At 73.1% G+C, this 24,506-nt stretch carries 19 protein-coding genes; 9 read left to right on the top strand and 10 right to left on the bottom strand.

Going from position 1 to position 24,506, the window contains the following annotated elements:
* The first annotated feature begins 144 nt into the window (after positions 1–144).
* The 4 genes from IO29_RS33665 to IO29_RS33650 all read left to right on the top strand — a co-directional run bounded on the left by IO29_RS33665 (position 145) and on the right by IO29_RS33650 (position 5,392).
* The gene (locus IO29_RS33665; RefSeq protein WP_078618209.1) at positions 145–2,895 is read left to right on the top strand and encodes a SpoIIE family protein phosphatase; all 2,751 of its coding nucleotides are present in this window, start codon (positions 145–147) and stop codon (positions 2,893–2,895) included.
* A gap of 180 nt (positions 2,896–3,075) precedes the next feature.
* The gene (locus tag IO29_RS33660) at positions 3,076–3,798 is read left to right on the top strand and encodes a YciI family protein (RefSeq protein ID WP_030379158.1); all 723 of its coding nucleotides are present in this window, start codon (positions 3,076–3,078) and stop codon (positions 3,796–3,798) included.
* A complete protein-coding gene (locus tag IO29_RS33655; protein WP_030379157.1) occupies positions 3,795–4,133 on the top strand; it encodes a YciI family protein in 339 nt (112 codons plus the stop codon). The genes IO29_RS33660 and IO29_RS33655 overlap by 4 nt, the downstream gene beginning before the upstream one ends.
* Positions 4,130–5,392 (top strand): RNA polymerase sigma factor, encoded by a 1,263-nt coding sequence (locus IO29_RS33650; protein ID WP_051707512.1) that lies wholly within the window; start codon positions 4,130–4,132, stop codon positions 5,390–5,392. Before IO29_RS33655 ends, IO29_RS33650 begins: the two co-directional genes overlap by 4 nt.
* Before the next feature lie 159 nt (positions 5,393–5,551).
* Here IO29_RS33650 and IO29_RS33645 read toward each other — a convergent pair whose 3' ends face one another.
* The 6 genes from IO29_RS33645 to IO29_RS33620 form a co-directional block, all read right to left on the bottom strand.
* Positions 5,552–6,874, bottom strand: a complete 1,323-nt coding sequence (locus tag IO29_RS33645) for an acyltransferase family protein (RefSeq protein ID WP_030379155.1) — start codon at positions 6,872–6,874, stop codon at positions 5,552–5,554.
* Between the two features lie 124 nt (positions 6,875–6,998).
* Positions 6,999–7,436 (bottom strand): hypothetical protein, encoded by a 438-nt coding sequence (locus tag IO29_RS33640; RefSeq protein ID WP_051707511.1) that lies wholly within the window; start codon positions 7,434–7,436, stop codon positions 6,999–7,001.
* 202 nt (positions 7,437–7,638) lie between these two features.
* Positions 7,639–8,700: a PucR family transcriptional regulator gene (locus IO29_RS33635; RefSeq protein WP_030379153.1), complete on the bottom strand. Its 1,062-nt coding sequence runs from the start codon at positions 8,698–8,700 to the stop codon at positions 7,639–7,641.
* Between the two features lie 305 nt (positions 8,701–9,005).
* Positions 9,006–12,167, bottom strand: a complete 3,162-nt coding sequence (locus IO29_RS33630) for an FAD-binding and (Fe-S)-binding domain-containing protein (RefSeq protein ID WP_051707510.1) — start codon at positions 12,165–12,167, stop codon at positions 9,006–9,008.
* A gap of 17 nt (positions 12,168–12,184) precedes the next feature.
* Entirely contained in the window at positions 12,185–13,354 is a 1,170-nt protein-coding gene (locus IO29_RS33625; protein WP_030379151.1) for an enolase C-terminal domain-like protein, read from the bottom strand.
* Positions 13,341–15,149, bottom strand: a complete 1,809-nt coding sequence (locus IO29_RS33620; RefSeq protein WP_030379150.1) for a thiamine pyrophosphate-requiring protein — start codon at positions 15,147–15,149, stop codon at positions 13,341–13,343. Before IO29_RS33620 ends, IO29_RS33625 begins: the two co-directional genes overlap by 14 nt.
* A 243-nt stretch (positions 15,150–15,392) precedes the next feature.
* On the opposite strand from IO29_RS33620, the gene IO29_RS38325 reads away from it, so the two are divergent.
* Positions 15,393–15,953 (top strand): hypothetical protein, encoded by a 561-nt coding sequence (locus IO29_RS38325; protein WP_030379149.1) that lies wholly within the window; start codon positions 15,393–15,395, stop codon positions 15,951–15,953.
* 121 nt (positions 15,954–16,074) lie between these two features.
* The gene (locus IO29_RS38320) at positions 16,075–16,716 is read left to right on the top strand and encodes a copper chaperone PCu(A)C domain-containing protein (protein ID WP_051707509.1); all 642 of its coding nucleotides are present in this window, start codon (positions 16,075–16,077) and stop codon (positions 16,714–16,716) included.
* A 27-nt stretch (positions 16,717–16,743) separates the two neighbouring features.
* Here IO29_RS38320 and IO29_RS33605 read toward each other — a convergent pair whose 3' ends face one another.
* The 3 genes from IO29_RS33605 to IO29_RS33595 form a co-directional block, all read right to left on the bottom strand.
* On the bottom strand, positions 16,744–17,274 hold the full coding sequence (locus IO29_RS33605; protein WP_030379147.1) for a hypothetical protein: 531 nt from the start codon (positions 17,272–17,274) through the stop codon (positions 16,744–16,746).
* Between the two features lie 234 nt (positions 17,275–17,508).
* Positions 17,509–19,044: an MFS transporter gene (locus IO29_RS33600; RefSeq protein WP_030379146.1), complete on the bottom strand. Its 1,536-nt coding sequence runs from the start codon at positions 19,042–19,044 to the stop codon at positions 17,509–17,511.
* Between the two features lie 186 nt (positions 19,045–19,230).
* Complete coding sequence (locus IO29_RS33595; RefSeq protein ID WP_030379145.1) at positions 19,231–19,422, bottom strand: hypothetical protein; 192 nt, start codon at positions 19,420–19,422, stop codon at positions 19,231–19,233.
* Between the two features lie 240 nt (positions 19,423–19,662).
* Between IO29_RS33595 and IO29_RS33590 the strand changes: the two genes are divergently transcribed.
* From IO29_RS33590 to IO29_RS33580, 3 genes are all read left to right on the top strand, one after another.
* Positions 19,663–21,093 (top strand): glutamate decarboxylase, encoded by a 1,431-nt coding sequence (locus tag IO29_RS33590; protein WP_030379144.1) that lies wholly within the window; start codon positions 19,663–19,665, stop codon positions 21,091–21,093.
* A 91-nt stretch (positions 21,094–21,184) separates the two neighbouring features.
* The gene (locus IO29_RS33585; RefSeq protein ID WP_030379143.1) at positions 21,185–22,054 is read left to right on the top strand and encodes a class II glutamine amidotransferase; all 870 of its coding nucleotides are present in this window, start codon (positions 21,185–21,187) and stop codon (positions 22,052–22,054) included.
* A gap of 19 nt (positions 22,055–22,073) precedes the next feature.
* Positions 22,074–22,466: a hypothetical protein gene (locus IO29_RS33580; protein WP_030379142.1), complete on the top strand. Its 393-nt coding sequence runs from the start codon at positions 22,074–22,076 to the stop codon at positions 22,464–22,466.
* 65 nt (positions 22,467–22,531) lie between these two features.
* Here IO29_RS33580 and IO29_RS33575 read toward each other — a convergent pair whose 3' ends face one another.
* Positions 22,532–24,418 carry a discoidin domain-containing protein gene (locus tag IO29_RS33575; RefSeq protein WP_030379141.1) on the bottom strand — a complete coding sequence of 629 codons (1,887 nt, stop codon included), beginning with the start codon at positions 24,416–24,418 and terminating at the stop codon, positions 22,532–22,534.
* Positions 24,419–24,506: the final 88 nt, after the last annotated feature.

The raw sequence follows: 24,506 nt of genomic DNA, 5'->3' as shown, positions 1-24,506 counted from the left end.
GCGCCTGTGGGGAAGCGTGCGCCCGCCGGGCACGTCGGGCAAACATCTTTGCCGTTCCGGCAAGGGCGACTTTTCCGGACCCGGGCCGGCTCCGCCCGCCGGGCGGGGTGGGCCTCGGGGCGGTGCGCAGTGTAGACATGGGGCATGGTCCGACTGCCGGGTCGATCTCGGACTCAGCCGCCCCGCCGCGACGGCGCCTCGCGTGCCGGTCGCGCGGACGGGCATGCTCCGCTTTCCCGCACCGGCTCCCGCCGGCGCCGGGCGCTCGCCGGTCTCTGGGCCGCCGCCGGGGGCCGCAGCGTCGCCCGGCAGGTGTTCGTGCTGCAAGCCGTGATCGTGCTGCTCCTGGTCGTCGCCGCGGTCGTCGCGCTGGTGTTGCAGGTGCGCCACGACAGCACCGACGAGGCCCGCAACCGTTCGCTCGCCGTCGCCGAGACGTTCGCCAACGCGCCCGGCACCCTGGACGCGCTGCACAGCGCGGACCCCACCGAGGTGTTGCAGCCCCGGGCGGAGGAGGTGCGCAAGAAGGCGCACGTGGACTTCGTCGTCGTCATGAACACCGACGCGATCCGCTACACGCACCCCAAACCGGACCGCATCGGGAAGAAGTTCGTCGGCACGGTCGCCCCCGCGCTCGCCGGACACCCCGTCACCGAGGAGATCGACGGCACGATCGGCCGCCTCGTGCAGGCCGTCGTCCCCGTCACGGCGCCCGACGGGTCGGTGCGGGGCCTGGTGTCGGCCGGCGTCACCACCGAGAACATCGGCGGCGCCACCGACCGGCAGCTCCCCCTCCTGCTCGGCGCCGCGGGCATCGCGATGGCCCTGGCCACGGCGGGTACGGCGCTGGTGAGCCGCCGGCTCCAGCACCAGACGCACGGCCTGGGACCGGCCGAGATGACCCGGATGTACGAGCACCACGACGCGGTGCTGCACGCCGTGCGCGAGGGCGTGATCATCGTGGACGGCGGCGGCCGGCTGCTGCTCGCCAACGACGAGGCGCACCGGCTCCTCGACCTGCCGGACGCGGCCGAGGGCCGGCAGGTGCGCGAGCTGGGCCTCGCCCCGGACATGGCGGAGCTGCTGGCCTCCCAGCGGGTGGCCACGGACGAGGTGCATCTGGTCGAGGACCGGCTGCTGGCGGTCAACCAGCGGCCCACCCAGCTGCGCGGCGGCCCCTTCGGCAGCGTCGCCACCCTGCGCGACACCACCGAACTGCGGGCGCTGTCCGGCCGGGCCGAGGTGGCGCGCGAACGGCTGCGGCTGCTCTACGACGCCGGGGTCGGGATCGGCGCCACCCTGGACGTCACCCGGACCGCCGAGGAGCTGGCCGAGACGGCCGTGCCCCGGTTCGCGGACTTCGTCACCGTGGACCTGTCCCCCGAGGTGCTGGAGGGCCAGGAGCCGAAGGCGGGCAGCACCCTGCGCCGCTCGGCGCTCAGCGGCGTCCGCAAGGACGCGCCGCTGTACCCGGTGGGCGAGCGCATCACGTTCGTCGCGAGCTCCCCGCAGGCGCGCAGTCTGAACACCGGCACGGCGCTGCTGATACCGGATCTGTCCCGGGCCCCCGACTGGCAGGCACAGGATCTGGAGCGGTCGGCGCGGGTGATGGACCACGGCATCCACTCGCTGATCACCGTGCCGCTGCGGGTGGGCCCGCTGGTGATGGGCGTGGTCAACTTCTGGCGCGCGGAGCAGCCGGAGCCGTTCGACCAGGAGGAGCTGGTCCTCGCCGAGGAGCTGGTCGCGCGGGCCGCGGTCTCCATCGACAACGCCCGCCGCTACACGCGTGAGCACACGATGGCGGTGACGCTGCAACGCAGTCTGCTGCCGCGCAACTTCCCCGAGCAGAGCGCCCTGGACCTCGCCTACCGCTATCTGCCGGCGCAGGCGGGGGTGGGCGGTGACTGGTTCGACGTGCTGCCGCTGTCCGGCGCGCGGGTCGCGGTCGTCGTCGGGGACGTCGTCGGCCACGGGCTGCACGCCGCCGCCACGATGGGCCGGCTGCGCACGGCGGTGCGCAACTTCTCCGCCCTCGATCTGCCGCCGGACGAGATCCTCGCCTACCTGGACGAGCTGGTCGACCGCATCGACCAGGACGAGGCGGAGGACGACACGGGCGCGATCACCGGCGCGACCTGCCTCTACGCGATCTACGACCCGGTCTCGCGGGTGTGCACCATGGCGCGGGCCGGACATCCGCCGCCGGCCGTGGCCGCCCCGGACGGCGAGGTGTTCTTCCCGGAGGTGCCGGCCGGTCCTCCGCTCGGGCTCGGCGGACTGCCCTTCGAGACGGCCGAGATGGAGCTGGCCGAGGGCAGCCGGCTGGTGCTGTACACCGACGGCCTGGTGGAGAGCAGGGAGCGGGACATCGACGCCGGTCTCGAGGCGCTGCGCGGGGCGCTCGCGGCCACCGGCGAGGAGTCCGTGGACGCGACCTGCCGGTCGGTGCTCGACACGCTGCTGCCGGCCGGTCAGAACGACGACGTCGCCCTGATCGTGGCCCGTACCCGGGCGCTGGGCGCGGAGAACGTGGCGGAGTGGGAGGTGCCGTCCGATCCGGCGGCGGTCGGTGTGGTCCGGGCGCAGGTGACGCGGCGGCTGGCCGAGTGGGGCCTGGACGAGCTGGTCTTCAGCACGGAGCTGATCCTGAGCGAGCTGGTGACCAACGCGATCCGCTACGGCAGCGGGCCGATCCGGGTACGGATGCTGCGCGAGCGGAGCCTGGTCTGCGAGGTGTTCGACGCGAGCGGGACGTCGCCGCATCTGCGGTACGCGGCGACGACGGACGAGGGCGGGCGGGGGCTGTTCCTGGTCGCCCAGCTGGCGACGCGGTGGGGGACGCGGTACGTGCGGGAGGGCAAGGTGATCTGGGCGGAGCAGGGCCTGGGGTGAGCGGACACCCCCGTGGCAGGACTCCGCCCGCGCAGCCGCTCGGCTCTCCGGTGGCGCGGTGCCGAATTGTGGGCGGTCGATGTCGATCCGGCGGTGGCCCGTTCGTCGGTGGGGTGACGGACACGCACAGGAACACGGTGAGGAACCCCGCCGGGCGCCTCACCCGCACCGGGAGGAACCATGAAGTACATGCTGCTGGTCTGCGGTGACGACACCGCCGACGCCACGAAAATGGCCCCCGTCGGCCCCTGGGTCGAGGAGCTCGGCGGCCGGGGGGTGCGGCTGCACGGCAACCGGCTGCGGCCGCCGGCCGACGCCGTCACCGTACGGGTGCGGGAGGGCGAAGTGCTGCGCACCGACGGCCCGTTCGCGGAGACCAAGGAGTACGTCGCCGGGTACGACGTGCTGGAGTGCGACAGCCTGGAAGAGGCCGTCGCCGCGGCCGCCCGGCACCCCGTGGCCACGATCGGGGCCATGGAGGTACGGCCGTTCTGGCACCAGGAGGACGCCCGCGAACCGCTCCGCCTGCTCGACGCCGAGCTGACCCGGGCCGCCCGGGAACGCGACGTGGAGGCCGCCCTGGCCTGCTACGCGACGGACGTGGAGGTCGTCTCCCCCGTCGGCCTCACCGTGCGCGGGACCGCCGCGCTGCGCAAGGCCTGGGCGGAGGCGTACGGGGCGGTGACCGGGCCGGTGCGCCGGGAGGTCGTCGAGTCCTCCCTGCACGTCGACGAGAGCGTGGCCTTCGGCCGGGCGCTGGTCCGCACCACCGGCACGCTCGCCGACGGCACGGCCCTGGACCGGCTGCTGCGGGTGAGCACCGGGTACCGGGCGGTCGCGGAACAGTGGCTGATCCACCACGAGCACCTGTCCGTGGCCGCCGGTGAGGAGGGACGGTCGTGAAGTACGCGTTCTTCATCTGCACCCCGGTCGACGGCACCGAGCTGAGCCCCGACGAGGTCATGGCCGACCCCCGCTTCGCGGCCTACATCGAGGCGGCGCGGGCCGGCGCGGTGACCGGCGGGGCCCGGCTGCGGCCGGCGTCCGACGCCACGACCGTACGGTTCGCGGGCGACGAAGTGCTGCTCAGCGACGGGCCGTTCGCGGAGACCAAGGAGTACGTCGCCGGGATCGACTTCGTCGAGGCCGCCGACCTCGACGAGGCGATCGCCCTGGCCGCCAAGCACCCCGCCGCACTCGGCGGCGGCGCGGTGGAGGTACGGCCGGTGTGGGAGTGAGCCCGACGGGCGGGGGTGGTCCGGACGCGGTGGAGCGTGCGGTCGCCGACGCCTTCCGCAGGGAGTGGGGCCAGGTCGTCGCCACCCTGATCCGGGTGACCGGCGACTGGGACCTGGCCGAGGAGTGCGCGCAGGACGCCTTCGCGGGCGCCCTGGACCGGTGGCGGCGTGACGGGGTGCCGCGCCGCCCCGGCGCCTGGCTGACCACCACCGCCCGCAACCGCGCCCTGGACGTACTGCGCCGGGAGGCGGTCGGCGCGGTGAAGCTGCGGGAGGCGGCCATGCTGGGACGCGACGGGCCGTCGTACGACGGCGTCCCCGACGACAGCGGTGTGCACGACGACCGGCTGCGGCTGATGTTCACCTGCTGCCACCCCGCACTGCCCGTCGAGGCCCGGGTCGCGCTCACCCTGCGCACGCTGGCCGGGCTGACGACGGCCGAGATCGGCCGCGCCTTCCTGGTCCCCGAGGCGACCATGGCCGCGCGGCTGACCCGCGCCAAGCGCAAGATCCGCCACGCCGGCATCCCCTACCGGGTGCCGCCCGCGCATCTCCTGCCCGAGCGCACGGGCGGGGTCCTGGCGGTGCTGTACCTCCTGTTCAACGAGGGGTACGCGGCCACCTCCGGCACCGAACGGCTGCGCGCGGAGCTGTGCGCGGAGGCGCTGCGGCTCGCCCGGCTGCTGGGGCGGCTGATGCCCGACGAGCCCGAGGTGCTCGGGCTGCTCGCGCTCCTGCTGCTGCACGACGCCCGGCGTGCCACCCGGACCGACGCCGCCGGGGTCCCCGTCGGCCTGGAGGACCAGGACCGCGCCGCCTGGGACCGGTCCGCGATCGAGGAGGGCGCCGCCCTGCTGGAAACGGCGCTGCGGCGCGGGCGCCCGGGCCCGTACCAGATCCAGGCCGCGATCGCGGCCTGCCACGCGACGGCGGCCACGGCGGCGGAGACGGACTGGGCGGACGTCGCCGCGCTCTACGGCGAACTGGCCCGCCAGGTGCCGTCCCCGGTGGTCCGGCTCAACCGGGCCTTCGCGGTGGGCATGGCCCGGGGACCGGAGGCGGGGCTCGCGCTGGTGGCGGAACTGGAGGCGGAGGGTTCGCTGAGCGGGTACCACCTGCTCCCCGCGACCCGCGCGGATCTGCTCCGCCGCGCGGGGCGACGCGGCGAGGCCGCGGTGGCGTACGGGCGGGCGCTCGACGTGGTCGCCAACGAGGCCGAGCGGTGCTTCCTGCGGAAGCGGTTGGCGGAGTGCGGGTAGGGGTGGTGTCGCGCGTTGTCAGGTGCGGGTGCGTCGTGGTTGCTCGCGCGGTTCCCCGCGCCCCTGAAAAGACAGGGGCGCCCCCGGGCGTTCGGGGGGCGCGGGGAACCGCGCGAGAAGCCCACCGGCCGTCAGCCGACAGCGCACCGGCACCGCCCCCTACGCCGCCTCGGCCACCGCGCTCCGGTCACGGTCACCGCGGAGCCCTGCCGCACGCCGGCGGCCGGACGTCGCCACCAGCGCGACGCCGAGCGTCAACCCCACCGCCGCCGGCACCGGAACGTGTCCGCCGGGGGCGAACCCCCCGTCCGCCACGCGGGCCAGCGCGGCCACGCTCACCGCCACCCCGCACCACACCTGCCAAGCCCGCCGCGACGCCCCCGCACCCGCACCGGTCCACACGTACACCGCGGACAACGCCCTCTCCCAGGGCCGCAGCACCCGAACCAACCCCGCCAACACCACCCCCAGCACGCCCAGCCACGGCAACCGCAGCGCCCACCACTCCCCCGACCCCAACACCGGCTGTGGGGCCAGCCCGGTGAGATAGAACGCGGCGGCGGCCACGAGGACCGGCACCATGTGCCACAGGTACAGCGTCATGCTCGCCCCGCCCACCGGGCGTACCGCACGCCACACCCGCTCCCGGTCCAGCAGCCGCCGCACGGCGGGGGCGAGGAGCAGGCACAGGCCGGTCTGCGCCACCGTCCACGCGAGCATCGCCGCCGAGGGCGGGTCGGTGTTGCTGACGCGCCGGCCGGTCACCAGGATCAGGCTGACCGGGAACGGCCCGAGGGCGACCAGGGCGGTGAAGGCGAGCGCCCCGCCCGCCGTCAGCGCGGCGGGCAGCAGACGTCCGCTGAGCAGACCGTCGCGCCAGCAGAAGCCCGACTGGTAGGCCACGCCCCAGACGAGGACGTAGTTGAGCGGCCCGATGTACGGGGTGCCGGCCGCGAGGACCAGGCCGTCGACGAGCAGTGCCGTCGCCGCCATGGCCACCGGGACCCGCACGCCCCAGCGTCGGTGCGCCGCGTGCAGTACCGGGGTCAGGGCGCTGAGCAGCAGATACACCGGCAGGAACCAGAACTGCATGGCCAGTGCCCAGCCGACCACGGCCAGTGTGCCGGGGTCCACGCCGAGGCCGGAGCAGACGGCGAGGGCGAGCAGTGCCGGCGCGCTGTACGCCCCCGCCGGGAGCAGCAGCCGCAGCGCCCGGGCCCCGACCCAGCCGGCCGCCCCGTGACCCGTCTCGCGGGCCCGGGCCCAGGAGCCGCCCGCGGCGTGCCCGCCGGCCAGGAAGAACAGCGGCATGATCTGGAAGACCAGGGTCAGCCACTGGGTACCGGGCACGGCCACCAGCAGTTCGGGGGCGGTGATCTCCCCGTCGGGGGTCCGGACCAGCGCGGTGATCACCCAGTGGCCGACGACCACGGAGACGATCGCCCAGGCCCGCAGGAAGTCGACGTACCGGTCTCTGCCCATGGGGTGGATGGTGCCGCAGCGGTCGCGGCCGTATGCCGGGATGCCCGGGCCGCAACCGATCCGTGCCCGGTCCGAAACCGGCGCCGGCACCGGAGCCGGACCAGCGGCGGAACGATTCTTCGCGTCAGGCGGCCGTCAGCCGTCCCGCCAGGTCGCGGCCCGCGGCCTTGAAGGCGGGCGGGAAGGTGAGCTTGAGGCCCTGCTCCTGGCCCTGCACGGTGAGGACGGTCCGGGCGCCGAGACCGAGCAGCGCCGAGCTCGCCGGGGCGGCGGCGACGTACTCGCGCGGCAGCGACATCAGGAGCTTGCCGGGCCGGCCGCTGCCCTGGACGGCCTCCACGAAGAGGAGTCGGCGGTCGGTGAGCACCCAGTACATGGGGCGCGGCTGCGCGATGGCGATGACGGCGCCGGCGGTGAGCGCGCCGACCACCGCCGTGGTGAGCACCCGGCGCTTGGCGGAGACCGAGCCGACCTTGGCGAGCGAGGCGAGTTCGGCCTGCTCGCCCTGGGTCAGCAAGGGGCCCACGGCGTCGAGGAGTTGCTTCTTGCGTCTGTTGTTCATGACCGTCCGTACGAGAAATGACGAGAGATGACGGGAAGTGACGCGGGCTCACGCATGAACCCGTGCCTGACCTGCGGCTTTCCGCAGGGTGCAGGAGAGGAGCGTACGGGCGGGCGCACACAGCGGGCGCAAAGGCGAAGTCAGCGATCCGCAAGGAATCGGGCCGGGTTCGGTCAAGCGGGACGGAACCGGGGGTTCCGGCTCACAGCTCCGACTCGGGCCAGCCGAGCAGCCGGGCGCCGATCACCGCCGTCTGCAACGTGTAACGGTGCACGGGGTCGGCGGGGTTGGCGCCGGTGAGTTTGTGGATGCGGTCGAGCCGGTAGGTGAACGCGCGGACGCTGAGGCTGAGCCGGCGGGCCGCCTCGGCGGCGACGCAGCCGGAGTCGAAGTACGAAGTGAGCGTGTCGAGCAGCGGCCGGGCGCCGCCGCGCGCGCCCTCCAGCGGGCCGAGGGTGTGCCGCACCAGGTCGGCCATGGCCTGCCGGTCGCGGGCCAGCACCGGGTAGACGAGCAGGTCGGCGGCGCGCAGTACGGGTTCGCGCAGGCCGAGGCGCTCGGCGAGGTCGAGGGCGTTGAGGGCCTCCTCGTAGGAGTGCACCACTCCCCCGGCGCCGGGGTGGGCCCGGCCGAGGCCGACCTGGCCGCCGTCCAGGCACGCGTACGCCTGCTTGGCGAAGAACGCCAGCACGTCGCTCTCGTCGCCGGGGGCGATGCAGATGAGCCGGCCGCCCTTGGTGGTGAGCAGGATGCGCCGCTCCCCGAAGCGGGCGACGAGGGCGGCCTCGACCTGCCGGGTGGCCGGGTGGGTGTCGTCCACGGCGTGGTCCCCGACGGCGACGGCGACGGCGTGGGCGCGGGAGAAGAGCAGACCGAAGCGCTCGGCCCGTTCCGAGAGCCGGCCGAGGTCGCTGCGGCCGTAGAGCAGGTCGTCGATGAACTCGCGGCGGGCCGCCTCCTCCTGGCGCATCGCGAGTTTCTGGGCGCGTTCGTGCCCCTCGGCGAAGGCGTCCACCGCGTGCTCGACGACCGCGAGCAGCCGGTCGGTGCCGGTGACGGGCAGCGTGGGCCAGAGCTCCCGGGTGACCGCGAGGTGCCGGCGGACCAGGGCACGCAGCCCGTACCCCGCCTCCGCCGCGCGCTCACCCTGCGCCCGCAGCACCTCCAGTTCGTCCCGGGTGAGGCGCCGGCCGCTGGCGCAGACCTCCGCGAGAATCCGTGCGTACTCCTCGAACTGCTCCTCGCCGACCCCGGCCCCCGTCACATCCGCCCCCGCTCTCGGTTCCCTCGCCCCTGGTCCATGCGTCGAGACAGGGTAAACGGGCCGACTGACAACGGTGGGGCGCAGGGGTCGCACGTGCGCGGTCCTCTCCTGAACGGGGTGACGGGGCGGGGCGGCGTCCGAACGCAGCCGGTCCGGGTGCGGACACCTTCCGGTGTCCGCACCCGGACCGTCCCCCCGTGCTCCCCTGCGGCCATCATGCCCGCGGGGTTCCGGGGCCCGCATTGCCGGACCCCGGCAGGGTTTGCCCCGTCAACATGCCGACGGGCCACACCCGGGGCCCCGCGTCAGCGGCCCCGGCGGGCGGCCCACGTCAACGCGGCGGCTGCCGCCGACGTCACGACGGCCGCCGCCCCCACCCGCACCGCGCGCACGCGCACCGGCGGCGTCGGGCGCCCGGCCGCCGCCCGCCGCTCGGGCCGCCGGGAACCCACCCGTGCGCGACCGTCCCGCGCCGCCTTCATCACCTCGGCCAGGTGCAGTGCCTGCCGTCCCGTCCGCGCGTCCTTGATCTGTGTCTTGCAGGAGAAGCCGTCCGCCACCACCAGGCAGTCCTCGTCGGCGTCGCGGACCGCGGGCAGCAGGGCCTGTTCGCCGCAGTCCATGGAGATGTCGTACTTGCCGCCCTCGAAGCCCCAGGACCCGGCCAGCCCGCAGCAGCCGCCCTTGAGGTTCTCCACCTCCAGGCCCATCTTCTCCAGCAGTCGCTGGTCGGGGCTCATGCCACCCGTGGCACGCTGGTGACAGTGGCCCCAGAGCAGCGCCTTGCCCTCCAGCCGGGGCGGCGTGACGTCGAACTTCTGGAAGAACTCGGCGAAGTGGTACGCGTTGCCGGTGAGCCGGCGGGCGTCGTCGTCGTGCGGGAGCAGCTTGGGCAGTTCGTCCTTGAACACGGCCAGACAGCTCGGCTCCATGCCGACGATGGGCGTGCCCGCCCGCAGATGGGGCCGCAGCACGTCCAGCACCCGGTGCAGATAGCGTTCGGCGGCGTCCAGGAACCCGTAGTCGTACAGCGGCCGGCCGCAGCAGACGTGCTGCTCGGGCATGATGACCCGCCACCCCGCGGCTTCGATCGCCTCGACGCAGGCCACGCCGACGCCGGTGTGGAAGTGGTTGTTGAAGGTGTCGGGGAAGAGGACGACGGGCCGGCCGTTGGGGTTGGCCGTGCCGCCGCGCCGGGCGAACCACTCCTGGAGCGTCATCGGGGCGAAGCGCGGCAGGGGCCGCTTGCCGTCGATGCCCGCGACCAGCTTGGCCAGGCGGGCGAGGCCCGGGGTGTGGGTGAGGAGGTTGGCGACCTCGGGGACGCGGGAGGCGATCCGGGCGGCCTGGTCGATGAACCCGAAGGCGTAGGCGTACCGGGGGCGCCAGCGGCGGGCGGACTTGTAGTGGTGGTGCAGGAACTCCGCCTTGTACGTGGGCATGTCCACGTTGACCGGGCAGTCGTTGGTGCAGCCCTTGCAGGCGAGGCAGAGGTCGAGGGCGTCCTTGACCTCCTCGGACTGCCAGCCGTCGGTGACGACGTCGCCTTCGAGCATCTCGTACAGCAGTCGGGCACGGCCCCGGGTGGAGTGTTTCTCCTCGCGGGTCACCTGGAAGCTGGGGCACATCGTGTTCTCCGCCTGCGGGACCCGGCACTTGCCGATGCCGACGCAGCGCACGGTGGCGTGCGCGAAGTCGCCGCCGTCGTCCGGGTAGGCGAACTTCACCTGGGGGCGCGGCGGGTTGTAGTCGGTGCCGAGCTTGAGGTTCTCGTCCATCCGGTAGGGGTCGACGACCTTGCCCGGGTTCATCTTCCACTGCGGGTCCCAGATGGTCTTGAACTCCCGCATGGCCTGGAGGAGTTCGGGCCCGTACTGCTTCTCCAGGAGTTCGGCGCGCTGCTGTCCGTCGCCGTGCTCGCCGGAGACGGAGCCGCCCATCGACGCCACCAGGTCGCCGGCCTCCTCCATGAAGGCGCGGTAGGTGGCCAGTCCGTCGGCGGTGCGCAGGTCGAAGCTGAGCCGGCAGTGGATGCAGCCCTGGCCGAAGTGGCCGTACATGGCGCCGGTGATGCCGTACCGGTCCATGACCTCGCGCAGCTTGCGCACGTACTCGGCGATGCGGGTGGGCGGGACGGCGGAGTCCTCCCAGCCGGGCCAGTGGTCCTGGCCGTCGGGCGGGAAGGCGGTGGAGCCGAGGCCGCTCTCGCGGATGGCCCACAGGTGCTCGCTGGTGCCGCCCTCCTGGGCGCTCCTGGCGATCCTGACGCGGTCGCGGTCGTAGCCCTTCTCACCGGTCAGCCACGCGACGAAGCGGTCCGCCTGGGCGACGGAGTCCTCGGTGGTGTCCGCGCCGAACTGGACGACGAGCCAGGCTCCGCCCTCGGGGTGCGGGAGCTCCTTGATGTCCTCGACGTTCATGTTCTTCAGCTGCTGATCCTTGATCAGCTGGTGGTCGAGCCCCTCCAGGCCGATCGGCTTGAAGCCCTCGATGATCTCCGTGCAGTGCTCGGACGCCCCGGCCAGGTCGTCGTACTCCACGACCACGGTGGTGCGCTGGAGCAGGGCGGGGGTGAGCATGAGGACGGCCCGGAGCGCGGTGGCGCAGGTGCTCTCGGTGCCGACCAGGGCGCGGGCGACGTTGAAGCCGCGTTCGGGCAGGAGTTCGTCGAGGTTGTAGCCGGAGACCCGGCGCGGCACCTCCTCCACGGAGCGGAAGCCGGCCCGGATGGCGTCGGCGTACTTGTCGCGCAGGTCGCGCAGGGCGGCGTAGATCTCGCCCTTGCGGCCGCCGGCGGCGATGATCTCGTCGAGGTGCTCCTCCTCGTTCACGCCGACCCAGAAGCGTGCGCCGTCGTAGGTGACGACCTCCAGGGCGTGCACGTTGTCGCTGGTGCGCGGTCCGGGGCCGTAGAGCTGCGACTGGACGGAGTGGATGCCGCAGGAGTTGTTGCCGATGTTGCCGCCGATGACGCACCGCGAGTGCGAGGAGGGGTCGGGTCCGAAGACCAGGTCGTACTTCCCGGTGTGCCGGTTGAGTTCCTCGTTGATGACGCCCGGCTCGCAGGTGACCAGTCGCTTGGCGGGGTCGATCTCCCCGATGGCGGTGAGGTACTTGGAGTGGTCGATGACGACGGCCTCGTTGACCGTCTCGCCGGACAGGCTGGTGCCGCCGCCGCGGTTGAGGACGGGGGCACCGAAGCGGTGGCAGATCCTGTGCACGGCGACGACGTCGTCCAGGGTGCGCGGGACGACGACGCCGATCGGCACCTGGCGGAAGTTGGAGGCGTCCTGGGCGTACAGGCCGAGGGAAGCGGTGTCGAAGCGGACCTCGCCGTCCACCGCCTTGCGCAGCGCGCGCTCCAGTCTGCCGACGTCGACGGTCTCCCGGCCCCGGGGCGCTCCGGCGATGTCCGGGTGGGTCTTCGCGGGGACGTCGCGCGTCGAGCGGCGTGCTGTGGTCGCCATCTGGTGTCAGCTCTCCTTCACTGGCCCGGTCGGGCCGGGCGCGTTCCGTACACGCGGTAGGGCTCCGCGTCGGCCCACTTGACGTCGAGGCCGAGCCCGGGGCGGGCGGGGTCGGGGCGCAGGGCGCCGCCGGCCGGGGACAGGGTGCCGTCGAGGAGCAGGCTCTCGACGCGTACGTGGTCGTGGAAGTACTCCAGGTGCCGCAGCCGGCGCACCGCGCAGAAGGCGTGGGCGGAGACGGCCGGGGCGCAGTGGGCGGACAGGTCGAGGTGTTCGGCGGCCGAGAGGCCGGCGATCTCCAGGACCCCGGTGATGCCGCCGCAGCGGGTGACGTCGGCCTGGAGGCAGTCCACCGCGCGGCCGTTCACGAGGTTGACGAAGTCCTGCGGGGTGTAGGCGTACTCGCCCGCGGCGATCTCCAGCCGGGCCGGTCCGCGGTCGCGCAGCAGCCGCAGGCCCTCCAGGTCGGCGGAGCTGACGGGCTCCTCGAACCAGCGCACGTCCCACTCCTCGTGGAACCGGTGCGCCCAGTACAGGGCCTGTTTGCGGCCGAGCGCGCCGTTGGCGTCGGTGAAGATCTCCGCCTCGTCGCCGACCGCCCGGCGCACCGCGGTCAGCCGCCCGGGGTCCTGCTCCGGGTCCCGGGAGGTCTTCAGCTTCACCCGGGGGATGCCCTGCTGGACCCAGCCGCCGAGCTGGTCGGTGAGCCGGCCGAGGGAGTAGTTGGTGAAGCCGCCGCTGCCGTAGACCGGCACCCGGTCGTGGTAGGCGGGCAGGAGGTGGACGAGCGGCAGGTCCAGCAGCCGCGCCTTGAGGTCCCACAGGGCCACGTCGACGGCGGAGAGCGCCATGGCGCCGACGCCGGGGCGGCCCGCGTTGCGCGTCCGCACGCCCATCTCGTGCCACAGCGCGGCCGGTGCGGCGGCGGAGCCGCCCCGCACCACCGGCGCGAGCTTGGACTCGACGAACGAGGCGACCGAGGTGTCCCCGTAGGTGTAGCCGATGCCGGTGCGGCCGCCGGCGTGCACCCGGACCAGGACCATGGTGGTGGAGTCCCAGTCCAGGGTGCCGTCCTGTTCGGTGCCGTCGGGGCCGTCGACGGGCACCTCGAAGGCGTGCACGTCGACGGCGTCGACCGGGCGGTCGGCCGGCGAGCCGGCGCCGGGGGCCGGGTCACTCCCCGTCATGGTGGCGTCCGGGCAGGTGCTCGGCGACCTCGGAGAGCTTCTGCCGCATGCCCTTGGCGGCGATGCCGGCCTTCTCCGGGTCGTGCACGGCGGCCTTCGCGGCCTTCTTGCCCTGGGCGAGCATGATGTGCGGCGGGATCGGCGCGATCTCCTGGTCGACCTTGAACTCCAGGACCACCGGCCGGTCGCTGGCCAGCGCCTCGTCCCAGGCCTTGCCGACCTTCTTGGGCTGGTCGCAGTAGATGCCCTTGAGGCCGAGGAGTTCGGCGTACTGGGCGTAGGGGACGTCCGGGATGTACTGCGAGCCCGGGAACTTGGGGTCCCCGGCCATGGCGCGCTGTTCCCAGGTGACCTGGTTGAGGTCCTGGTTGTTGAAGACGCAGAAGATGAACGGCGCGGGCCCGGCGAGCCGGTCCATGTACCGCTTGATGGTGATCATCTCGTTCATGCCGTTCATCTGGAACGCGCCGTCCCCGACGAAGGCGATCACCGGGCGGTCCGGGTAGGCGAACCGGGCCGCGATGGCGTACGGCGTGCCGGGGCCCATCGTCGCCAGGGTGCCGGAGAGCGAGGCCTGCATGCCCTTGCGGAGCTTGAGGTGGCGGGCCCACCAGTTGGTGCCGGAGCCGGAGTCGGCGGTCAGGACGCAGTTGTCGGGCAGCCGCGGCGAGAGCTCACTGGCCACCGCCTCGGGGTTGATCTTCCCCTCGAAGTGCTGGCCGGCCCGCTTCTCGCACAGGTCGTTCCACTCCCTGACGTCCTTCTCGATCTCCTCGCGCCAGCCGCGGTCCTCCTTGCGCCGCAGGAGCGGCAGCAGGGCCTTGAGCGTCTCCCTGGAGTCGCCGACGAGATGGGCGTCCATCGGGTAGCGGATGCCGATCATGCGTCCGTCGATGTCGATCTCGACGCCCTTGGCCTGGCCCTCGTCGGGCAGCCACTCCGCGTACGGGAAGCTGGTGCCGATCATGAACAGGGTGTCGCAGTTCTGGATCATCTTGTCGCTGGCCTTGGTGCCGAGCAGGCCGATGGGGCCGGTGACGAACGGGATGTCGTCGGGCAGCACCTCGCGGCCGAGCAGCGCCTTGGCGACACCGGCGCCGAGCAGTTCGGCCGCCTCCACGACCTCGCTCGCGGCCTTGGCGGCGCCCTGGCCGATGAGCATGGCGACCTTCTCGCCCGCGTTGAGGATGTCGGCCGCCTTGCGCAACTCCCCCTCGTCGGGCAGCATCCGCGGCCGGCTCCAGCCGACGCTGGAGAACACGGAGCCGTGCATCTTGGGCGGGGAGGGCTGGGCGTCCTCCTCCTGGATGTCGTCCGGGACGATGATGGTGGCCACCGAGCGGGTGGTGAGGGCGGTCTTGAACGCCCGGTCGATCACGTGCCGGGCCTGGCCCGGGTGCGTGATCATCTGGCAGTACTCGGAGACGTCCGAGAACAGCTGCTCCAGCGCGATCTCCTGCTGGTAGTGGGAGCCCAGGGAGAGCCGCTTCTGCTGGCCGACGACGGCGACGACGGGCTGGTGGTCCAGCTTGGCGTCGTAGAGGCCGTTGAGGAGGTGGACGGCGCCGGGGCCGGAGGTGGCGGTGCAGCAGCCCACCTCACCGGTGAACTTGGCGTGCGCGCAGGCCATGAACGCGGCCATCTCCTCGTGGCGCGTCTGGATGAACTCGGGGTGCCCCTCCGCCCGGTCGAACGCGCCGAGCAGGCCGTTGATCCCGTCGCCGGGATAGCCGTAGACCCGCTCGATCCCCCATTCCCGCAGCCGTTGCAAGACGAAATCGGCCACCAATGCCATGACGCACTCCTTCGGGCACACCTGGTTTCACACTTCACGCGTGGTTGGTCACCTCTGGGTGACCCGCCCCGGCGTCCGGTAAACGGCGGATACGGACGGCCACCCCGTCGGGCGCGGCCGGGTGGCCGCGCACCGGTTCCCGGGTTCTTTGGTCTGTGCAAAAATCTGCGGACCCCCGGAAACCGGCGGCTCCCCGGGGCGGGGGCCGGGGGCGGGGGTGTACGAGGCAGGGAGCAGCGGATCGTGACCCTTCAGGGGCCGGGGGGCGAGGGTTCCCCGGAGAACGAGGACGGCGGGGCCGCCATACCGGAAGGGGTGTGGACGCGCTTCGCCCACGACGACGAGCGGGCGATCGCGGAATCGGCCCCGCGCGAGCCGTCGGCCCGGGAACGGGCGGAGGGCGCGCGGGTCCGGACCCGCACCGACCGCGCCGGGTCCGGCGGCGCGGGTGCGGTCACCGGCGGCCCGGGTGCCGCGGGCGGCTCCGGCGGCGGCGGGTGGGAACCGGCCGATGCCGTGGGTGAGTTGTGGCGGCCGGAGGAGTGGCGGGCCGGCCCGGCCTGGCGCGACCTCGACGCGCGGGCCAGGCGCCGCCGGATCGCCCGGCTGCTCGGCGCGGCCGCCGCGGTCGTCCTGCTGTGGACGGTCGCCTCCCGCGCCCCCGTCGGCGCGCGCGACGGCTACCGGCCCGACGGCTCCAGGGTGGAGCAGTCCGAGGACGCCCCGTTCTGGGTCCCGGCGACACCGGGGCCCACCCCGCGGGTGGCCCCGAGCGGCGCCGCCCCGACCCGCCACCTGGGGTGACGAGCCCGGACGGCGGAGGGACCGCGAGGTGCGGCGCGGCCGGTGGAGGGACGGCGCCGGTCCGCGTGTTGCGGAGGGCATGCGGCGGGTACTCCCGGCGCACAGTCACGCGGGAGGTCCCATGACGGTGCGCTCACTGATCCGCGGCATCGCGCCGCTCACCGTGGCCGCTTCGGTGCTGCTGACGGGCGGCTGCGCGGGAAGCGAGGGCGAGCAGAAGCCGCCCTACTCGGCGCCGGGCGCCAACGCCGACCTCGGGCGGTTGGCGATCCGCTATGTCCACGCGGCCCATCCCGAAGGCGGCTCCTGGCGGGCGGGCTCGGACGTGCCGGTCTATCTGTACGTGCGCAACGAGGGCGACGCGAAGGACACCCTCGTCGCGGCGAAGAGCGACCGGGCCGAGTCGGTGGCCCTGGTCGACGGCGAGGGCCACGAGCTGCCGGACGGGATCACGGTGGCCCCGGAGACGACCGGGAAGCTGTACGCCGGGAAACCGCACCTGGAGCTGCGGCACATCGGCGAACGGCTGCGGGCCGGCGACTTCCTGAAACTCACCCTGACCTTCCGTAAGGCCGGCTCGACGACCCTGACGGTGCCCACGCAGGTCATCGAACCGTCCTCGCTGCCGCCGAGCAGTCCGGAGCCCACACCGCCCAGGACCACACCGCCGCCGACGGCCTCGCCGCCACGCACCACGCCCGCGACCACAACCACCGCGCTCATGACCACCGCGCCGCCGCCCGCACCGACGCCGTCCTCCTGACACCCGCGCCCCCACCGGCGCACGGCGTCAGGCCGGCAGCGTCTCGTCCAGTCCGAGGTGGTCGAGCAGCCGGGCGCGGTGCAGGTCGGCGACCGGTGCCACCAGGTCCGGGTGGCGCAGCAGCGCCGCCGCCCGCACGTCCCGTGGGTCCGGCGCGAGGAGGCGGCGGAAGTCGAGGGGGAGTCCGCCCGCGTGTTCCCCCGCCGTGACCGCGGCGACCGCCCCTTCGGCGAGCGCCGGGTCGCTGAGCAGACAGGTGGCCCAGCTCGCCACGACCTCGTCCACCCAGGTGCGCCAGGCGAGGCCGAGCCCCTCCTCGTCCTCGCCGACGGGTTCCGCGCCCGTGACCCGGTCGAGGCGGGCGGAGCCCCCGGATCCGGCCATCGCGGCCAGCTCGGCGTCGACGGCGGTCGGGTAGCACAGCCACGCGGCGACGGTCACCGCCTGCCGGGCCTGGACCTCGGCGAGGGCGGAGTCCAGCGCGCTGCCCGCCGACGGGTAGCTGAGCGTCAGCCACTGCGAGGTCGCGGCGATGAGCGGGGAGAGGTCTGCGGACACGACGGGGCCGTTCGATCGCGGAGGCGGAGGGGAGGACGCGGGAAAGATATCCCCGCCGTCCCGCCCCGCGATATGGCGCGGACCACGCCCCGGACGTGGCCTCGGCCACGTCACCGTGAGTGCCACGACGGCCACGCCGGAACCGAGTGCACGACGGCCACGCCGGAACCGAGTGCACGACGGCCACGGCGGAACCGAGTGCCACGGCTGCCGCGGCGGACCCGGGCGTCGGTCTCAGCGCGCCCCCGACCCCTGCTCCACCCGGTACAGGTCCTTCGACGTCCGGATCAGCTCGCTCCGCTCCTCCGCGGAGCCCACCATCGGCTGCGAGCCGTGCAACGGAACCTGCGCGCTCTCCGGCAGGAACTTCACGGTCACCAGCCCGATGACCCCGGCGAGGATCAGATAGTACGCGGGCATCATGTCGTTCCCCGTGGCGTTGATCAGCGCCTCGGTGACCAGCGGCGTCGTCCCGCCGAACGCGGACACGGCGACGTTGAAGCCGATGCCCATGGCCGCGTAGCGGACGGCGGTCGGGAACAGCGCGGGCAGCGTCGCGGCGCTCGGCGCGGCGAACCCGGCGAGCAGCGTGGACAGGATCAGGACACCGCCGATCGGCGCCCATGTCCCCTCCATCTTGATCAGCAGGAACGACGGGATCGCGAGGACGATCATCGCGGCGGCCGCGACGGCGTAGACGGGCCGCCGGCCGACCCGGTCGCTGAGCCGGCCGAGGAAGGTGATCAGCAGGACGATCCACACCATGCCGATCAGCACGAGCACGTCGGCGGAGCCGCTGGAGCGGTCCAGGGTCTCGGTCTGGTAGGTCGGCAGGAAGCCGGTGACCATGTAGTTGGTGACGTTGTAGAGGAGCACCAGGCCCATGCAGATCAGCAGGGACCGCCAGTGTTCCTTGACGATGGTCCTGAACTCCGTGCCCGCAGACTCCTGGGCGAGGCTCTTCTCGTGCTCGTCGAGCTGCTGCTGGAAGGCCGGGCTCTCCTCCAGCTTGAGCCGCATGTACAGGCCGATCACGCCGAGCGGCCCGGCGATCAGGAACGGGATGCGCCAGCCCCAGGCGAGCATCTCGGCGTCGGTGAGCGCCAGGTTCAGCACGGTGACCAGCGCGGAGCCGAGCGCGTAGCCGACGAAGGTGCCGAAGTCGAGCCAGCTGGAGAGGAAGCCCCGGCGGCGGTCCGGCGAGTACTCGGCGACGAAGGTGGTGGCGCCGCCGTACTCGCCGCCGGTGGAGAAGCCCTGGAGCATCCGGGCGAGCAGCAGCAGGACGGGCGCGGCGATGCCGATGGTGGAGTAGCTGGGGATGAGCCCGATGACGAACGTGCCGATCGCCATCATGATCATGGTGGTGGCGAGCACCTTCTGCCGGCCGACGCGGTCGCCGAGCGGACCGAAGACGAGGCCGCCGAGCGGGCGTACGACGAAGGCCGCGGCGAAGGTGGCGAAGGACGAGATCAGCTGGGCGCCCGGCGAGGCGCCGGGGAAGAACACCTTGCCCAGGGTGGCGGCGAGGTAGCTGTAGACGCCGAAGTCGAACCACTCCATGCAGTTGCCGAGCGCCGAGGCGCCGACGGCCCGCTTGAGCAGGGGTGGCTCGACGACCTGGACGTCCTCGGCACGGAAGGCCCGCCGGTTGCGGCGGAGCCTGGAGACCAGCTCCTCCCGGACCTGCCGCGGCAGCGCCGCGACGGTCCCCGGCACCTTGGTCCGGTTCCGGGGAGGGGACTGTCCGTCAGGCCTCGCGTCGCTCACGCTGCCGCCTTTCCACTACGTGCCGTGCATGTACCGTTCGGCCCGGTTCGACGGTTTCCTTCCCGTACCGCCGGGCGGACGCGGCGCCGCGGTGATCACCGGGCGCACCCCGAGCGCCTGCCCGGTCTCCCGCCGGACACACGGCCCGGGACCGCACGAAGCGCCGCGGCGCCTGCGCGGCCGGGTTCACCGTCCCGCCTCCAGCAGCTGCTGGAAGCGGGTCATGCAGGGCAGGCAGTGGTGGTCCGTCTCGTCCGGTGACGGTCCCGAGCCGTCCGGGACGTCCGCTCCGCACAGGCTGGTGCCCCGCTGCCCGGTCACCACGTGCCACACCGGTTTTCCGCTGCCGGGTTCCGGACCGACGCGCATCTCGTGCATGGTCAGCACCTCCTGGGACGACGCACCTTCCAGGAGACCCCGCCGGGCGGCCCCGGGCCGCGATCAAGGCCGCCATCCGGGTGATCCGGGCCGCGCGCGCCTCCCGCCACCGGGGGCCGGCGAACGGCTCCCGGGCTTCTTTCGTCCGGCCGTGGGCGGTTCGCGGGGCGGGCGGCGGGAACTCCCGCAGGGGGAGAGCGAAACCGGTGCCCCGGTGACCGGAGGAGAGGCGGACCGCGCATGCCCGTGCAGCATCATGGTGACGACGGCCAGGAGAGCCGGGACCTGGAGATCAACCCGGTCTTCAGCCGGGAGCCCCTGCGCGTGCCCCGGTACGCGCTGCCCGACGGCGAGATGGAACCGGACACCGCCTACCAGGTGATCCATGACGAGCTGATGCTCGACGGCAACGCCCGGCAGAACCTGGCGACGTTCGTCTCGACCTGGGCGGAGCCCCAGGCCCGGCGGCTGATGGACGAGTGCGCCGAGAAGAACATGATCGACAAGGACGAGTACCCGCAGACCGCCGAGCTGGAGACGCGCTGCGTCCACATGCTCGCCCGGCTCTGGCACGCCGAGCACCCGCACCGGGCGATGGGCTGCTCGACGACCGGTTCCAGCGAGGCCGCGATGCTCGGCGGCCTGGCGCTGAAGCGGCGCTGGCAGCAGCGGCGCCGGGCCGAGGGCAGGCCGGCCGACCGGCCCAACCTGGTCATGGGCATCAATGTGCAGATCTGCTGGGAGAAGTTCGCCGACTACTTCGAGGTGGAGCCCCGGTACGTGCCGATGGAGGGCGACCGGTTCCACCTCACTCCGGAGAAGGCGGTCGAGCTGTGCGACGAGAACACCATCGGTGTCGTCGCGGTCCTCGGCTCCACCTTCGACGGCTCCTACGAGCCCGTCGCCGACATCGCCGCCGCCCTGGACGACCTCCAGTCCCGTACCGGACTGGACATCCCCGTCCACGTCGACGGCGCCTCCGGCGGCATGATCGCCCCGTTCCTCGACCCGGAGCTGGAGTGGGACTTCCGGCTGCCGCGGGTCGCCTCCATCAACACCTCCGGCCACAAGTACGGCCTGGTCATGCCGGGCGTCGGCTGGGCCCTGTGGCGGAACGAGGACGCCCTCCCGGACGACCTGGTGTTCCACGTGAACTACCTCGGCGGCGACATGCCGACGTTCGCGCTCAACTTCTCCCGGCCGGGCGCCCAGATCGTCGCCCAGTACTACAACTTTCTTCGCCTGGGCTTCGAGGGCTACCGGCGGGTGCAGCAGACCTGCCGTGACGTCGCGACCGGGCTCGCCCGCGAGATCGCCGGGCTCGGCCCGTTCGAACTGCTCACCGACGGCAGCGACATCCCGGTGTTCGCGTTCCGGATGCGGGACGGCGTCGAGCACTTCAGCGTCTTCGACGTCTCCGCCGGGCTGCGCGAACGCGGCTGGCTGGTGCCCGCGTACACCTTCCCCAAGGACCGTACCGACCTGGCGGTGCTGCGGATCGTGGTGCGCAACGGGTTCAGCCACGACCTGGCCGACCTGCTGATGCAGGACCTGCGCCGGGTCCTGGCCCGGCTGGACAAGCAGCACGAACCGCACCGCGACGCCGACGACGCGGGCGGCTTCGCCCACGGCGCGGAGACCAAGAACCCCCGCACCCCGGGCCGCCACTGATCCGGTCCGGGCCGCCGGCACTCCCAGCCGTCACCGATCCCAGCCGCCACCGATCCGAGCCGCCACTGGTCCGAGCCGAAGGAGGAGACCGATGTGCCGTCTGTTCGGCCTCAGCAGCGCGCCCCGGCGCACCCGCGCCACGTTCTGGCTGCTGGACGCCCCCGACAGCCTCAGCGAACAGAGCCACGACGATCCCGACGGCACCGGTCTCGGGTACTTCACCGCCGCCGGCGCCCCCGAGGTGCACAAGGCGCCACTGGCCGCCCACGAGGACCGGGCGTTCGCGCGGGAGGCGCGGAAGGTGGAGTCGGAGACCTTCCTCGCCCACATCCGGTTCGCCTCCACCGGCGGCCTGGAGACCCGCAACACCCACCCCTTCGAGCAGGACGGGCGGCTGTTCGCCCACAACGGCGTGGTCGAGGGCCTGGACCGGCTCGACGGCCACCTGGGCGAGGACCGCGCCCTGGTGAAGGGCGACACCGACTCCGAGCGGTGCTTCGCCCTGGTCACCCGGGAGATCCGCCGCAACGGCGGCGACGTCGCCGCGGGTCTCGAGAGCGCCGTCGGCTGGATCGCCGAGAACCTGCCCGTCTACGCCCTCAACCTGATCCTCACCACGCCCCACGAACTGTGGGCGCTGCGCTACCCCGAGACCCACCGGCTCTACACCCTGCGCCGGCACGCCGGCGGCCACCACGGCACCCGGCACCTCGACCACAGCGGCAGCGACGGCCATCTGCGCGTCCACTCCGCGCACCTGACGGACTCCCCCGCCGTGGTCGTCGCCAGCGAACGCATGGACGACAACCCGCAGTGGCGACTGATGGAGCCGGGCGAACTGCTGCACGTCGGCCCCGATCTGCACGCCACGCACCATGTCGTGCTGCCGGACCCACCGGCGCACCGGCTCACCCTGGCGGACCTCCGCCCCGACGCGGCCGCCTCACAGAAGGCCGCCTGAGACGAGACCTGGAGGAACCATGTGGAAGCGCAGGAAAGGTGCCCGGCCGGCCAGGATCCTCCCGCTGGAGCTGTGCGATCTGTGCGCGGCGACCTTCCCGCAGGACGAGGCCAAGCGCGGCTATGTGCCGGACTCGTCGTCCGTGCATCCGACGAACGACGGCTACGACGGGCTGCGGGCCCTGACGGCCTGCGGCGACGAGCATTTCGAGGTGCTGCGCAAGCAGTATCTGCGGCGGCCCTACGTGGAGGAGGAGCTGTGGGCCGCCAAGATAACGCGGGTGCTGACCACCGGTCCGCCGACGCTCACCATGGACCAGCTCGGCTGCCGCACCGGACTGCACGAGCCGGAGCTGCGCCGGGCCATCGCCTGGCACAACGAGCGCATGCGACGGCACGCCGCGGAGGAATGACCGCTCCCGGAGTCGTGGCCGCCCCGGACCCCGCCGTGCGGGGCGGGGTCCGGGGCGGCCGGCCGTCACCCCTTCTGTTCGACGCGCACCCAGTCCACCTCCGCCTGCACGTTCCCGGCCGCGATCCGGTCCACGCTCGACTGCGGCAGCCCCCAGTAGGGGCTGGTCACCTTGTTCCAGCCGGCCGGGTAGGCGCCGCCGAGCGCGAGGTTGAGGATGACGTACTGGTTGTGGTCGAACACCCACTTGCCGCGCGTCGATTCCAGGACGCTGCGGGTGGTCTCCTGGACGAGGCGGTCGTCGACGAGGAAGCGCATCGCGGTCGGGGTCCACTCGACCGCGTAGGTGTGCCACTGGTCGGCGGTGCCGCCGTTCGGATACGTCTGCCGGGCGCCGATGTTGCCGTCGGCCGAGTAGCCCGGGCCGTGCAGGGCCGAGCTGGTCCAGTCGCCGTAGCCGATGTTCTCCATGATGTCGGTCTCGCCGGAGGCCGGCCAGGAGACGGACGGGTCGTCGACGTTGCTGCCGAGCAGCCAGAACGCGGGCCAGAAGCCGTCGCCGACCGGCAGCTTCATGCGGGCGCTGACCTTGCCGTAGGTGAAGTCGAACTTGGTGTTGGTGTCGATGCGCCCCGAGGTGAAGTCGTAGGTGCCGCCGCCCGCCGTGGTGCAGCCCTTGCAGTACTTGGCGCGCAGCACCAGGTTGCCGTTCTCCGTGCGGATGTTGTCGGGGGAGTCGACGTACGCCTGCGACTCGCCGTTGACCGGGCCCATCTCGGTGCCGGTGCGGACCACCCGCCACTTGGAGCGGTCGAGGGAGGAGGTGGTGAAGTCGTCGAAGAACGTGGTGCGGTAGCTGCCCGACTGCTCTCCGGGCAGCGCCGGGTAGGCGGCCGAGGCGCTGCCGCCGGTGCCCCAGACCTGGAACTCGTAGAGCGAGTAGCCGAACTGGGCGGTGGCGGGGGCCGGGTTGTAGAAGGAGCGGCGCTCCACGCCGAGCATGCGGACGTAGCGCCCGGTGACCGGCTGCGGCAGCTTCACGGTGTCGTGCAGGCCGACCGCGTCGCCCGGTGACTTGACGTTGGCGCGGCGGGCGGCGACGTCGGCGGCGGAGGGCTGGTAGACGGTGCGCCAGGTGCGGTTGTCGTCGGAGACCTGGAGCCGGTAGTCGACGGCGTAGGCGGCCTCCCAGTAGAGGTCGACGGTGTCGATGGTGGAGGTGGCGCCGAGGTCGACGGAGACCCAGCGGTCGGCGTTCCAGTCGCTGGACCAGCGGGTGGCGTCGTCCTTGAGGTTGGCGGGGATGCCGCCGTCCGTGACGTAGGAGGGCGAATTGCCCGCGTGCTGGTAGAAGTTGGAGTACGCGGGGTGGTTGAGGGCGAGGTTGCTGCGGGTGGTGGAGGCGGGCGCGGGTTCGCCGCCGTAGACCTTGAACGAGTAGAGCGAGTAGCCGTACGGGGTGGCGCGTTCGATGCCGCGCATCCGGACGTAGCGGCCGGTGACCTCCTGCGGGTAGGTGTGCGCGGTGACCGTGCCGCCGGTGCCGGCGGTCTCGGTGTAGAAGGGCGTCCAGTCGGTGCCGTTCTTCGACACCTCCAGGGCGTATCTCTTGCCGTAGGCGGCCTCCCAGTCGAGGACGACGGTGTCGATGCGCAGGGTGGTGCCGAGGTCGAGGCGGATCCAGGCGTTGTCGGCGAAGTCGCTCGACCAGCGGGTGGAGGTGTTGCCGTCGAAGGCGAGGCCGGGCGCGGTGCCGGCGTTCTCGCTGCCGGAGGCGGTGGCGGCGGAGGGGGTGGCGGCGTAGGCGGCCGCGGCGCGGTCGGTGTCCCAGCCGGCGGTGGCGGCGGCCTGGTGGGCGGGGGCGGCGAGGGCCGGTGCGGGGGACAGCAGGGCCGCCGCGGCGAGGGTGGCGAGGGCGGTGAGCAGGGTGCGGGGAGTGCGAGAGGAACGCATGCGGGTTCTCCCTCGGGGAGGTGGGGGCGCCGGTGATGCACGGTCACGGCTTAATTTAGGACGTGAGTTAATCCCGGCCGCGCGTACA

The organism is Streptomyces sp. NRRL F-6676, assembly GCF_000725625.1.
Taxonomy (GTDB): domain Bacteria; phylum Actinomycetota; class Actinomycetes; order Streptomycetales; family Streptomycetaceae; genus Streptomyces.
Note: the sequence above shows the minus strand (reverse complement) of the source record. Positions and strands in the feature narration are given on the sequence as shown.